Consider the following 12,798-nt stretch of genomic DNA (forward strand, 5'->3'; position numbering starts at 1 on the left):
GGCGACTCATTGAACCGAGGAGCTTTTTATATGTCCGATATTTTCAAGGCCGCCTTCATCTTCGTCGCCCCGGGGGCGGATCCCGCCCGCCACGCCAGCTGGGTCAAGACGGAGAAAGTCCATGTGAAGACGATCGCCGTGCCCGACTACCAGGGAGGCCGTGAACTGCTCGACGAGCTATATCGGGAGGGGATCCGGGCGGTGGAGCTGTGTGCCGGGTTCGGTCACCTGGGGGTCGCCGCCATGGTGGAGGCGGCTGCAGGGCGCATGGAGATAGGCGTGGTGCGCTTCGATCGCCATCCCTGTCTCGACCATGTCAGCGGTGATACCCTCTTCCTGTCCGCCTCCGAACCGAGCCAGTGAGCAATATCGCAGCCCGCCATGATGCAGTGCCGTAAATTTCAGCCCGCTCCCGATCTGGCGCCCTGGCTGGCGCAAGGTTGGGAGTGGCGCCTTGGCCACCCCCAGCCGATGCCTGAGATCTTCCCCGGCACCGGGGCCGAGATCCTGTTCAATCTGGGGGCTCCCCTCACCATCACGATCCTCTCATCAGCAGATTTGCACCGCACCGTCACCGTGGCCACGGGGGTTGCCGTGTTGCTCTGCCCGCGCCATGCTCGCCTGCGTTTTGCCGCCCATGGCCAGACTCATCTGCTGGGGCTGCGGCTGCGCTCTTCGGCCTGTTTCGATCTGTTTGGCGTGCCGCTCGAGCAGTTGAGCGATCGGGTGCTGTCCCTCGATGAGCTGGGGATTGTCTGCCCCGACCCGCAGTGGTTGATGCTGGAGGGGGCAGGGGCGCTGGGGGCCTGGTTGCGCCAGCAGGTAGGGAGTCGTCCGCCGCGGGATCTTGCGCTGGTACGGGCGATAGAGCGGCTCTATTACGGCACGCCGGCGATTGAGTTGCAGCAGCAACTGGGGATGAGCGCACGCACCTTTCAGCGGCGATTGCGCCGCCATCTCGGGGTAGATGCCCGCTATTTTCTGCGTACCGTCCGCTTTCAAAGGGCGCTGCGCCAGCTGCTGTCGGGTGCCCCGTCGCTCGATGCCCTGCTGGAACAGGGCTATTGCGATCAGCCCCATTTCATCAAGAGCTGTCACTTCTTTACCGGGCGCTCGCCCGGGCAACTGCTCACCCCTGAGCATCAGCGCCTCAACCACTACAGCCCGCAGATAAACCGGCCGGCCGGATCGCTCTGACGACCCAGCCCGCTCGGCGCTTTCCATTCATCTTGTCTTGCGATCAGCTCGTCTCTCGCCGCCGCGCGCTGGTGAAAATGTGCCGGCAGACCCGCGTCGGGATGGTCGGGGAGGCGAACCGGTTACCCCGTCACCGTCATGCCATCGTCTCTGTCGCCGTCTTGATGTCAATGCCCAGGGGCCGAGAGAATCCTAAAAACTCCTTTTAAAACAGTGTTCTACTAATTGTGTTTTTTATAGATGTGCCGATTTTGCATTTTTTTTGAAATCATTTCGTCGCAGTGCCGGTTCTATGGAAGGCATCCGGTCGCGAATGATCGGGCACACCACACACAATCAGAAGGAACAGAGAATGAACGTTAAAAAGAGCACTGCCATCGCCTCCGCCATGACCGGTCTGCTGGCCCTCGGCGCCCAGTTCATTGCCGCCCCGGCCATGGCTGCCGACGAGAAGGAGAAGTGCTACGGCGTGGTGAAGGCGAGCAAGAACGACTGTGCGACCAAGACCAACTCCTGCGCCGGCACCGCCAAGATGGATGCCCAGGGCGACGCCTTCGTGGTGGTGCCCAAGGGGCTGTGCGAGAAGCTGGCTGGCGGTTCGCTGCAACCCAAGTAAGGCTGGGTGCCACGGTGTTGTGCACCGTGGCTCTCTTTTTATGGCCAACCGCGAGTCTTTGCGATGAACCCCTTGATTGGTATTGGATTGCGAACCCCCCATTACGACGAGATGCTGCGTACCCTGCCGGCCGTCGGTTGGCTGGAGGTGCACAGCGAGAATTACTTCGAACGGCACAGCCGGGGTTTTCAGGTATTGAGCGAGCTGGCCCGGCACTATCCGGTCAGCCTGCACGGGGTCGGCATGTCCCTGGGGTCGGCCGATGGGCTCGACCTTGCTCACCTTGCCAGCCTCTCGGTCCTGGCCGGCGCCATCAAGCCGGTGCGCATCTCGGAGCACCTCAGCTGGGGCAGCATCGGGGGGCGTCACTTCAACGATCTGCTGCCGATCCCCTATACCCGGGAGGCTCTGCTCACCATGAGCGACAAGATCATGCAGGTGCAGGATGCACTCGGTTGCCGGCTGCTGATCGAGAACCCCTCTTCTTACCTGCAACTGGCGGGAGAGATGCCGGAGTGGGAGTTTCTGGCCGAGTTGCAACGGCGCAGCGAGTGCGGCATCCTGCTCGATCTCAACAACCTCTACGTCAGTGCCTTCAACCACGGCTTTGCGTGCCGTGACTATCTGGCTGCCATCGACATCGCCACCGTGGGCGAAATCCACCTGGCCGGTTTTACCGACAAGTCCCTGCCGCAGGGGCACCTCTATATCGATACCCACAGCGCGCCGGTGAGCGAGCCGGTCTGGGTCCTCTATGCCGAGATCTGCCGCCAGCGCGCCATCCCCACCCTGATCGAGTGGGATCTCGAAATACCGCCGCTCCCCGTGCTGTTGGCGGAGGCTGAACGTGCGAGCACCCTGCTGGATGCCGCCATGGCCGCCTATCTTGCGTCGGAGGCCGCCCATGTCTGAGCTGGCCCACCGGCAGCAGCAGTTTGCCGAGGGGCTGCTTGGCCAGAGCGAGGCCATCCTGCCCCACGTCCACTCCCTCCTCTTCCCGGCCGATGCCGTGCTGCAGGTTTATCGCAACCACTTCATCCTGAGCCTTGGCGAGGTGCTGGCAGGCAGCTACCCGGCGGTCAAGGCCATGGTGGGGGAGGCGTTTTTCGACGCCGCGGCGCGCGGCTTCGTGCTGGCGGAGCCCCTCTGCGAAGGGTGCGTGATGCACTACGGCGCCGGCTTTGGCGACTGGCTTGCAGGGCTGCCCACCACCGCCGAACTGCCCTGGCTGGGGGAGCTTGCCCGCTTCGAGTGGGCACTGGAGCGCACCAGTCTGCTGGCCCCCGAGGCACGCCACTGGCCGGCCGAGCGGGTGGCGGCCCTGCCGCCAGCGGCCTGGCAGACGCTGGTGCTGATCCCGGCCTGTGATCTGCTTCTGTTCGACAGCCTTCGCCCGGTGGAGGCCCTCTGGCAGATGGCTCTGCACCAGGGGGAGGCGGTGCACGATCTGGCGGCCCCTGCCTGGCTTGCCCTCAAGAAGCAGTCCGATTGCCGGGTATTGCCGCTGCGCCTGAGCGAGGGGGAGTGGCGCCTGCTGGATGGCTGCCGCCAGGGCATCGCCCTGTCGAGCCTACTGGCGCAAGATCCGCAGGCTGCAGAGTATCTGACCCGCCTCGTCACCCTGGGCCTGCTGGTCGATGTGACCTCAACGCTGGAGTAAATTCGATGACAAACCACAAGTTCCCCCTGATGCAGCAACTGGGGCCGGCCGCCCCCTGGTGGCTGAGCGGCGCCCTGTTGCTGCTGGCCAGATGCTGGGTGGCGGCGGTCTTCTTGCGCTCCGGCTGGCTCAAGCTGAGCGCCTGGGACAGCACCCTCTACCTGTTCGAGTTCGAGTATCGGGTGCCGCTGCTGCCCTGGCAGTGGGCAGCCTGGCTGGGGACGGCCACCGAGTTGCTGCTGCCGGTGCTGCTGCTGCTTGGGCTCTTCACCCGGCCGGTCGCCGCCCTGTTGTTTGCCTTCAACATCATGGCGGTGCTCTCCTATCCCGCCCTCTGGGCCGGCGGCTTTTACGATCACCAGTTGTGGGGCTGGATGTTGCTGACCCTGGCGGTGTGGGGGGCGGGGCCGCTGGCCCTGGATCAGTGGCGCCTTGTCAGACGGGCATGAAGCCGCCACACTGGCACTCTCATCAGGCACCCTGCGGGGTGCCTGTTCATTTCATCACAAGGAGGAGAGGCGATGATCATCCGGCAGGCAACACAGGCAGACATTCCCGCGCTGGTGACCCTGCGCATGGCGCTGTTTTGCGAGGTGGGGGAGCTGAGCGAGCCGTTGGCCGATCTGCCGCTGTGGCAGGCCACCACCGCCTATTTCAGCACGGCGCAGGCCGAGGAGAGTGCCCGCTCCTGGGTGGCGGAGGTGGATGGCGAGGTGGTGGCGAGCGCAACCCTGGCGCTCTTCGTGCGCCCGCCCTATCCCGGCAATCTGACGGGGAGGGAGGGCTATCTGCTCAACATGTATACCCTACCTGCCTATCGCCGGCAGGGACTGGCCGGTGCCCTGCTGGACCAGATGGCGGACTATGCGAGGGAGCAGCAGCTGGGCCGGGTCTGGCTCCATGCCAGCGAAGAGGGACGCCCGCTCTACGAGCGGATGGGGTTTGTTAGCAACCCCGCCTATCTGGAGTGGCAACCCGGGTGATCCCGCTTGCTGCCCTGCCCGTATCACGCCTGCCAACGGGATACGGGCGCTGCCAACCTCTCCCTGGCTGTGGCAAAATCTCGGCCAAATTCTGATCGAGTCACCATGCTCAACTATGATCAGCCTCAACAGGCTCGTGCCGGTTCACCTTGACGCCGAGTCTTGTGCCCGTTCCCACCTTGTCAGGTCATTACAGAGGTATGACACCCATGTTCAATAACAAGCTGAAGGCGCAACTGCAGGCCTGCCAGGCACAGCTCGCCGAGTCACAGGGCTTCGTGGAGGCGGTCAAGGCCGGGATCGCGACCATCATCTTCACCCCGGATGGCGAGATCCTGGAGGCCAATCAGCCATTTTTGAGCCTGATGGGTTACAGCGCCATGGAGCTGCAGGGTCAGCACCACCGGATGTTTTGCAGCCAGGAGCTGGCTCGCTCCGCCGAGTACCAGCAGTTCTGGGCCCAGCTCAAGCAGGGCAGGGTCAAGTCCGGCATCTTCTCGCGCCGCAACAAGCGGGGCGAGGTGGTCTGGCTGGAGGCCAGCTACTTCCCGGTAAAGTCGCAGGGCAGGGTGACCCAGGTGATCAAGATCGCCAGCGACGTCACCGCCGAGCATCAGCAGCTGCTTAACCAGGAGGCGGTCTCCAAGGCGCTCGAACGCTCGCTTGCCATGATCGAATTCACCCCGAGCGGTGACATCCTCTCGGCCAACGCCAACTTCCTGAGTTGCGTCGGTTACACCCTGAACGAGCTCAAGGGGCGCAATCACCGGATCCTGTGCGATGACGCCTTCTATGAGGAGAACCCCCGCTTCTGGGAAGAGCTGGCTCAGGGACAGTTCAAGTCCGGGCTCTTCCTGCGGCGCAACAGCCATGGCGAGGCGATCTGGCTGGAGGCCACCTACAACCCCATTCGCGACGAGAGCGGCAAGGTGAGCCGGGTCATCAAGTTTGCCAGCGACATTACTGATCGTGTCACCAAGAGCCATGCGGTGCGCGATGCCACCCAGGTGGCTCACGCCACGGCGCAGGAGACCCTGCGCTGTGCCGAACAGGGGGCAGAGTTGCTGCGCTCCGTGGTGGAGACCTCGTCGCTCATCAGCGAGCAGGTGGACAAGACCATCCTGCTCATCAACCAGCTCAACGAGCAGTCCAGAAGCATAGAGGCCATCGTCTCCACCATCAGCAGCATTGCCGATCAAACCAATCTGCTGGCTCTCAATGCGGCCATCGAGGCGGCCCGCGCCGGCGATCAGGGGCGCGGTTTCGCGGTGGTGGCCGACGAGGTGCGCCAGTTGGCGGCCCGCACGTCGCTCTCCACCGACGAGATAGCCAAGGTGGTGCAGAAGAACCGCGAGCTGACCGCCAGAGTGACCGACGACATGGCCAGGGTGGCCGGCAGCGCCGAGCTCGGCAAGCAGCAGATCGACAAGGTCAACGAGGTGATGGTGGAGATCCGGCAGGAGGCCAACAACGTCTCGGCGACCGTCTCCAGCCTCTCCATCTAGTCTGCTGGCGGCCCTGCCTTCATGCGGGCCGCCTTGACCACTATTTCAACGACCTGCACGCAATATGAGCAGTCGAAATCCCAATCTGAACCCCTGCTGTATCGCTCCCTGCTTGTGAATTGCCCGTCGGCGGCAGCCTGTTTAGGCTTGCCGCCTCAATATTTCTGGAGCAGATGAAGACGATGGCAACGAGAAGAGAGGGCGGGGCGCTGGCGCTGCTGGCAGGTGTGGTGGCAAGCGTGGGACTGAGCGGCTGCATGGGGCAGATGGGGCTCTCCTCCATGGTGACCAAGGGCAACCTCAGCGTGGTGGACAACCGTTACGGCCGGGCCGGGGTCTTCATCCTGCTCTCGCCGGTCTACGGTCTGGCGGCCACCGCGGATCTCTTTGTGTTCAACACCATCGAATTCTGGTCGGGCAAGAACCCCATCACCGGCAAGTCGCCGGCGCTGGTGGATCAGAAGCTGGACGCCCTGATCAAGGTCAACCAGCACCTGGATCCTTCCCTCAACAAGGTGCCGCTGGCCCTGCTGCCGCAAGGGGTACGCGAGGTGGAGGTGAGCTACCCGGACGAGCGCACCGCCCAGATGGAGGTACACTACCTGGACGGGCGCAGCAGCCTGATGCGCGGCGAGAAGCGCGGCGAGTTGCTGGACATCTACTTCGACGGCCGGCTGGTGTCGACCCTGACGCCGGCCCAGCTGGAGGAGCTGGCAAGCCGCCACCCCGCCATGGCCTGAGGCCGTGGCCTGAGACGACAACGCCCCGCTTTGCGGGGCGTTTTGCTATGGGCGACTCTGGCTGCGGGGTGGATGCATCACCAGGCCCAGCAGCCGGCGCAGGTGGGTGAGCTGTTCGGTGAGCTGCAGGTTGAGCCACAGATAGCCGCTGATGGCGGCCTCGCCGCCGGCGTCGATCCGCACCCTGCCGGCCGCCTCCTGCAAACGGCTGATGGCCAGCTCCGAGCCCTGCAGCTCGCCGCTCTTGAGCATCAGCGCCAGCTCGCTCATCAGCGCCTCGGTTGCCTGCTGGCAGGCGCGCAGCTCAGGGGTACTCTGCATCAGAAAGTGGCTCTGACGATCGCGCCAGTAGGTGTTGGCCAGCATCTCCAGGGTGCAGAGAGTGTTGCGCATGGTGGTCTGGATCGCTTCGAACAGGGCGCTGCCAAGGCGGGTCTCCTTGACCGCCGGGGTCAGCAGGGGACGCAGGCTCACCATCTTGGAGAGCAGTCTGGCGTGGCTGTGGGCGAGCCGCGGCCGCTCCAGCACGTTGGGGGATAGGTGGGTGTGATAGAGCCGCTGGGCCTGCTGCAGGGTATCGTGCACCTGCAGCCGCCAGTGGCTGTAGGCGCGCTGGGGATAGATACTGCAAAACAGCAGCGCCAGCAATGAGCCCAGGATCACGTCGGCACTGCGCCACAGGGCGGTTTCGATGTCGCCAGGCATGGCCCCCATGGTGACGCCGAGGGTGATGCCGATGAGCAGTCCCACGTAGGGGCGCTTGCCGAGCGCCAGATAGCCGCACAGAAACATGATGCAGCCGCACCACAGCAGCATCAGCGGCAGGGAGTAGAGCTCGAGATAGAGCGCCACCACCCCGCAGCTGGCGCCGAAGATGGTGCCGACCACCCGCTGTAGGGCACGCGACAGCACATTGCCCCAGAACGAGATGGGGCCCATCACCACCACCAGGGTGATGAGGGGCCAGGTGCTTTCCGGCAGTTTCAGCTCGCGGGTCAGCAGAAAGGTGAGCATGAAGGCGAGCGCGATGCGCAGGCCGTGGACGATGCGGTAGTGACCGTAGATCAGCAGATCGAGTCGGGAGAGGGGGGCATTCAGGCGCAAGGGACAAGCCTCGGATTCATGGGGGCAGCCACCCCGCCACGCCCGGCGGGGTGGAGACCGGTATCAGGCCACTCGTCCCTGGAGTGGGTGGATCCAGACCCGCTCGCCGACCGCGATGGCCGGCTGGGCGGGGACAATTTCAATCAGGCAGTTGGCATCACTCATGGAGCTGAGGATGCCGGAGCCCTGCGGTCCTGTGGTGCGTACCCGCAGCACGCCGCTGGCGTCCTGATGGAAGATGCCGCGCAGGAACTCGGTGCGTCCCGGTCGGCTCTTCATCTGCTGCTCGGCCAGGGCCGACAGGCGCAGCGGCTGCCACTCCCGGCCCTGCAGGCGGGCGATGGCGGGCTCGACGAATTGCAGGAAGCAGATCATGGCCGCTACCGGGTTGCCGGGCAGGCCGAAGAAGGGGGTTTGCCCCAGTTTGCCGAAGGCGAGCGGGCGGCCCGGCCGCATCTGGATGCGCCAGAAGGCGATCTGGCCAAGCTCGGCGAGCACCTGCTTGATGAAGTCGGCATTGCCCACCGACACCCCACCCGAGCTCAGCACCAGGTCGGCATCGGCCGCGGCCTGTGCCAGCTGCCGGCGCAGGATGGCGGGATCATCGGGGATGATGCCAAGGTCCATCACCTCGCAGCCAGCCCCGGCGATGAGCGCCATCAGGGTGAAGCGGTTGCTGTCGAAGATATGGCCGGGGGCGAGCGTCTCGCCCGGTGCCTGCACCTCGTCGCCGGTGCTGAACAGCGCCACCTTGAGCGGTGCGCGCACCGTCAGGGTTGCCTGTCCCAGAGAAGCCGCAAGCCCGAGCTGAGGGGCGCCGAGGCGGGTGCCGGCCGCGATGGCGACTGCGCCCAGCGCCAGATCTTCCCCGGCCTGGCGCACGTTCTGCCCCGCTTTGACGGGGGCACTGACGCTGACCCATTCACCGTCAAGCCGGGTCTCTTCGCGCATCACCACGGTATCGACACCGGGGGGCAGCGGGGCGCCCGTCATGATCTGCACCGCCTGTCCGGCCAGCACCGGCTCGCTGCGCGGCTGACCCGCCAGCACTTCCGCCACCAGTTGCCAGCGGCCGGCGGCGAGATCGTCGCTGCGCAGGCCAATGCCATCCATCGCCGAGTTGGCGTGGGGCGGCACATTGATGGGGCTCACCAGGTCGCTTGCCAGTACGGCGCCGTGGCAGCGGGCGAGCGGCAGGTCGCGGCAGGCGGTGGCGGGGTCGAGTGCATCAAGAATGGCGTTGCGGGCAGCCTCGACCGACAGAAAGCCGTTGCCAGCCTCCTGCTCCTGCGTCTGACTCTCCTTGAGCCAGCAGCAGACGAAGTCGGCGATGGCCTCCAGATCATTGATATCGAGCCGGGGCAGGGTGGTCTCTGCGGGCTGATCGCTGGCCAGGGCGATGATGTCGCGATCAATCGGGAACAGCAGCGGCTTGCCGATGGCGGCGCGGTGCAGCTCGATTTTCGGGAAGTGCTCATGCTTGAACCCCTCCACCAGCAGCAGGTCGAGGCTGCGCTGATCGAAGCTGGCCAGCAGCTCGCGAAAATCGGCCTCACCCAGATCGGTCTCAACGATGCGGGCGTGACGGCGGCGGGAGGCCACCATCATCTGGCTGGCGCCGGCCTTGCGCAGGCGATGGCTGTCTTTGCCCGGCTGGTCGATGTCAAAGTCGTGGTGGGCGTGCTTGAGTACCCCGAGGCGCAGACCGCGGCTCACCAGCAAAGGGATGAGCTGCTCGAGCAGGGTGGTCTTGCCGGTGCCGCTCCAGGCGGCAAAGCCGAGCAGGGGCAGGGTGGGGGCCGGGGTCATGAGGTGGCTCCTTGTCCGGTGGCGGCGTCTGGCAGGCGAGCCTCGTAGGCGGCCAGCTCGTCCGGGCTGTTGAGATTGATGAAGGCATCCGGCTGGTCGGCAAAGCTCACCACCGCCATTTGGTGGCGGGCAAACCAGATATCGATTTTGCGCTCCCCCTCGGCCAGCGCGGCGGACAGGGAGGGGAGCAGCGATTTGTGCAGCAGGGCCACCACGGGTTGCAGCCAGTCGCCGTCATGGGCCACCACCAGCTCGGTCGCCGGGGTGAGTGCGGCGCGAAAGCGCACCATCAGATCGCGGGGCAGGGCGGGGCCGTCGCAGGGCACGAACAGCACCCAGTCGTGGCGGGCGGCACCAAGGCCAGCCTGCATGCCCGCCAGCGGGCCGAGATAGTCGGGGTTGTCGTCGCCGATGACCGGGGCCAGTGCCTGGTAGCGGGCCTGGCTGCGGTTGGCGTTGATCAGGATCTCGTCCACCTGGGGTCTCAGCCGGTCAAGCACATGGTCGATGAGCGGGCGGCCCGCCAACTCGACCCAGCCCTTGTCGGCGCCCCCCATGCGGGTGGCGCGGCCGCCGGCCAGCACCACGGCGGAGACGGGAAAGCGGTCAGTACGAGGTTCGCTGTGTGAGGTCATGTCGCTCGATGATTTTCAAAGGAGTGGGTTCATGCAGCCGGCCCCGGGCGAGGGTCCATTGCCGCTCGCACAGGTCGGTCAGATCGTTGCTCTGGTGGCTGATGATGACCAGGCCGCTGCCCTGTTCCCGCAGATCTTGCGCCATGGCGGCCATCAGGGCAACCGAATGTGCATCCAGATTGGCGGTGGGCTCGTCCATCAGCAGAAAGGCGGGCTGTAGTGCCCAGGCGCGGGCCATGGCCAGCCGCTGACGCTCGCCGCCAGACAAAATGCTGATGTGCTCCCGTGCCAGGCTCTCCAGTTCGACCCGGCGCAGCGCCTCGAACACCCGCACCTCGTCGGCGGCGCGATGGCCGAGGGCCCAGGCCACGTTGTCGTGCACACTGCGATCAAACAGGTAGGGAGTCTGGTGCAGGTAGGTGACCCGGCCCGGCCCCGGATCGCGCTTGAGCCACTGGCCGAGCTTGCCGCGCCAGCCAGAGGGGAGGTTGGTGTGGCCCCTGGTGGGGGTGAGCAGGCCGGCCAGGATCTTGAGCAAGGTGGTCTTGCCCACCCCGTTGGCGCCGCGCAGCCAGACGGCGTCGCCGGCCGCGATGGAGAGCTGCTCAATCTGGAACAGGTCGCGCTCGCCAAAGCGCATCATCAGCTGGTGGGCGGTCAGGGCCATGGCGTACTCCGGTGGATGGACGGTGGGGGCATGATCGGTTCTTCACATAACCGTGACCGCGACAGCGGTGGGGTCAGCAGCATTTGGCTATGGATAATCGTGCGCTGTGCCATGGTCAGTTCTTCAGGTAGCTGTGACCACGGCACGCGGTCAGCAACAGGTTGAGCAGCAGGGCCAGACTCAGCAAGACGATACCGAGCGCCACCCCCTGGGTGAAGGCCCCTTTCTGGGTCTCCAGCGCGATGGCGGTGGGGATGTTGCGGGTGAAGTGCAAAATGTTGCCCCCCACCATCATGGAGCAGCCCACCTCGGTGACGATCCGGCTGAAGGCGCCGATCACCGCCGCCAACAGGCCGAAGCGGCACTCGCGCATCAGCCCGAGCAGCGCCCTGGGCCAGGAGAGCCCCAGAGTGCGGGCGGTCTCCCAGGCGCGCCGGTCGCTCTGCACGAACGCCGCGTGGGCCATGGTGGCGATGACCGGAAAAGCGATCAGCATCTGCCCCACCACCATGGCCTGCTGGGTGAACAGCATCTTCCAGTCACCGAAGGGGCCGGCCCGCGACAGCAGCATGTAGAGCAAGAGGCCAATCACCACGGTCGGCACCGACTGCAGGGTATTGATGCAGGAGAGCCAGAGCCAGCGCGCCGGAATGGGCAGATAGGCCAGCGCGAAGCCGAGCAGCAGGGCCGGCAGCAGCACCAGCCCGAGCGCCAGGCCCGACACCGAGAAGGAGACCCCCACCACCTGCCACAGCTCGGCGTCACCACTGAACAGCAGCGAAAGGGCCGCCAGTGTGGTTTCGATCAGGGTCGGCATCGGGCGCCTCCGTCACTCAAGGTGGCGAGAGGCATCTCGAGCAGGATCGGCCTTGGCATCACTGCGGCTTGGCGTCGGCCACGAACAGCGGCTGGCCGGCCACCTTGAAGTCACCGATAAGCTGCTGGCCGTGCTTTGAGACCAGCCAGTTCTTCAGGGTACGGGCTCCTTCGGTGTTGAGATCCGGGTAGCGCTTGGGGTTGACCAGGATCACCTGGTAGGGGTTGAACAACCGCTTGTCCCCCTCCAGCAGCACGGCAAGATCCAGCTTGCTCTGGTAGGCGAGCCAGGTACCGCGGTCGGTCAGGGTGTAGGCACCCAGCTCCGAAGCCATGGTCAGGGTTGGCCCCATGCCCTGGCCGATGGACTTGTAACCGGCGAACTCGGGCTTGACGTCGGCCGCCTGCCACAGGGTCTTCTCCTTGATGTGGGTGCCGGACTCGTCCCCGCGGGAGATAAAGGTCTGCCCCTTCTCCTTGATGGTTTGCAGCGCCTTGGCAGCGTCGTGCAGCTTGCCAAGACCCGCCAGATCTTTCGCCGGGCCGACGATGACGAAGTCGTTGTACATCAGGTGCTCCGGCTCGATGCCAAAGCCCGCCTCGACGAAGGCCTTCTCGGCAGAGGGGGCGTGGGTCATCACCAGATCCGCGTCGCCGTTCTCGCCCATCTTCAGGCTCTGGCCGGTACCGGCCGCCATCACCTGCACCGGGTAGCCGGTCTCCTTGGTGAACTGGGGCAGCAGCCAGCCCAGCAGGCCGGACTGTTCGGTGCTGGTGGTGGTGGCGAGGCGGATGGGCGCCCTGGTCTCGGCATGGCTGGCAGCGCTCCAGAGCGGCAGGCTCAGCAGCAGGGCGGAGGAGAGGGCAAGGGCGAGGCGTTTGCGCACTGTGGCTGTGATCATGATGTCAGGGTACCCGGTGATGGAGAGAGGGCAGGAGTAAGCAAGCAGGGTGCCAAGCTGACCACATGCCCTGTTCGGCACGGTTTTTAATGTGAAAACAGTTGGTTAAGCACCCTAATTGCGTGATGGCACCGTCGCTTTTAATAAACGGAGTTGGCACTTGG

Annotated in this window: 15 protein-coding genes; 9 read left to right on the top strand and 6 right to left on the bottom strand. The window is 65.2% G+C overall.

Annotation, left to right across the window (positions count from 1 at the left end; genetic code table 11):
• The first annotated feature begins 30 nt into the window (after positions 1-30).
• From AB5Y98_RS02580 to AB5Y98_RS02620, 9 genes are all read left to right on the top strand, one after another.
• The gene (locus AB5Y98_RS02580) at positions 31-363 is read left to right on the top strand and encodes a DUF6506 family protein (protein WP_117402685.1); all 333 of its coding nucleotides are present in this window, start codon (positions 31-33) and stop codon (positions 361-363) included.
• 18 nt (positions 364-381) lie between these two features.
• Entirely contained in the window at positions 382-1,197 is an 816-nt protein-coding gene (locus AB5Y98_RS02585; protein ID WP_368231259.1) for a helix-turn-helix domain-containing protein, read from the top strand.
• A 352-nt stretch (positions 1,198-1,549) separates the two neighbouring features.
• Positions 1,550-1,813 (top strand): DUF2282 domain-containing protein, encoded by a 264-nt coding sequence (locus tag AB5Y98_RS02590; RefSeq protein WP_005303242.1) that lies wholly within the window; start codon positions 1,550-1,552, stop codon positions 1,811-1,813.
• A 63-nt stretch (positions 1,814-1,876) separates the two neighbouring features.
• Positions 1,877-2,725: a DUF692 domain-containing protein gene (locus AB5Y98_RS02595; protein ID WP_368231260.1), complete on the top strand. Its 849-nt coding sequence runs from the start codon at positions 1,877-1,879 to the stop codon at positions 2,723-2,725.
• On the top strand, positions 2,718-3,473 hold the full coding sequence (locus tag AB5Y98_RS02600) for a putative DNA-binding domain-containing protein (RefSeq protein WP_368231261.1): 756 nt from the start codon (positions 2,718-2,720) through the stop codon (positions 3,471-3,473). Before AB5Y98_RS02595 ends, AB5Y98_RS02600 begins: the two co-directional genes overlap by 8 nt.
• Before the next feature lie 5 nt (positions 3,474-3,478).
• Entirely contained in the window at positions 3,479-3,922 is a 444-nt protein-coding gene (locus AB5Y98_RS02605) for a DoxX family protein (RefSeq protein WP_017765071.1), read from the top strand.
• A gap of 72 nt (positions 3,923-3,994) precedes the next feature.
• The gene (locus AB5Y98_RS02610) at positions 3,995-4,456 is read left to right on the top strand and encodes a GNAT family N-acetyltransferase (RefSeq protein WP_368231262.1); all 462 of its coding nucleotides are present in this window, start codon (positions 3,995-3,997) and stop codon (positions 4,454-4,456) included.
• Between the two features lie 209 nt (positions 4,457-4,665).
• Positions 4,666-5,961, top strand: a complete 1,296-nt coding sequence (locus AB5Y98_RS02615; protein WP_065016884.1) for a PAS domain-containing methyl-accepting chemotaxis protein — start codon at positions 4,666-4,668, stop codon at positions 5,959-5,961.
• Between the two features lie 119 nt (positions 5,962-6,080).
• Entirely contained in the window at positions 6,081-6,701 is a 621-nt protein-coding gene (locus AB5Y98_RS02620) for a DUF3332 domain-containing protein (RefSeq protein ID WP_368231263.1), read from the top strand.
• Between the two features lie 45 nt (positions 6,702-6,746).
• Here the strand turns inward: AB5Y98_RS02620 and AB5Y98_RS02625 are convergent, their stop codons facing one another.
• From AB5Y98_RS02625 to AB5Y98_RS02650, 6 genes are all read right to left on the bottom strand, one after another.
• A complete protein-coding gene (locus tag AB5Y98_RS02625) occupies positions 6,747-7,805 on the bottom strand; it encodes an FUSC family protein (RefSeq protein ID WP_368231264.1) in 1,059 nt (352 codons plus the stop codon).
• A gap of 63 nt (positions 7,806-7,868) precedes the next feature.
• Positions 7,869-9,614, bottom strand: coding sequence for a bifunctional molybdopterin-guanine dinucleotide biosynthesis adaptor protein MobB/molybdopterin molybdotransferase MoeA (locus AB5Y98_RS02630; RefSeq protein ID WP_368231265.1), 1,746 nt, complete (start codon positions 9,612-9,614; stop codon positions 7,869-7,871).
• Positions 9,611-10,249 carry a molybdenum cofactor guanylyltransferase MobA gene (gene mobA / locus AB5Y98_RS02635; RefSeq protein ID WP_368231266.1) on the bottom strand — a complete coding sequence of 213 codons (639 nt, stop codon included), beginning with the start codon at positions 10,247-10,249 and terminating at the stop codon, positions 9,611-9,613. The genes AB5Y98_RS02630 and mobA overlap by 4 nt, the downstream gene beginning before the upstream one ends.
• Entirely contained in the window at positions 10,221-10,916 is a 696-nt protein-coding gene (locus AB5Y98_RS02640; protein ID WP_017781957.1) for an energy-coupling factor ABC transporter ATP-binding protein, read from the bottom strand. The genes mobA and AB5Y98_RS02640 overlap by 29 nt, the downstream gene beginning before the upstream one ends.
• A 115-nt stretch (positions 10,917-11,031) precedes the next feature.
• Complete coding sequence (locus AB5Y98_RS02645) at positions 11,032-11,733, bottom strand: ABC transporter permease (RefSeq protein ID WP_005303218.1); 702 nt, start codon at positions 11,731-11,733, stop codon at positions 11,032-11,034.
• Between the two features lie 58 nt (positions 11,734-11,791).
• Positions 11,792-12,634 carry a substrate-binding domain-containing protein gene (locus AB5Y98_RS02650; protein WP_368231267.1) on the bottom strand — a complete coding sequence of 281 codons (843 nt, stop codon included), beginning with the start codon at positions 12,632-12,634 and terminating at the stop codon, positions 11,792-11,794.
• Positions 12,635-12,798: the final 164 nt, after the last annotated feature.

Source organism: Aeromonas sp. s3 (assembly GCF_040907805.1).
GTDB lineage: Bacteria > Pseudomonadota > Gammaproteobacteria > Enterobacterales > Aeromonadaceae > Aeromonas > Aeromonas dhakensis.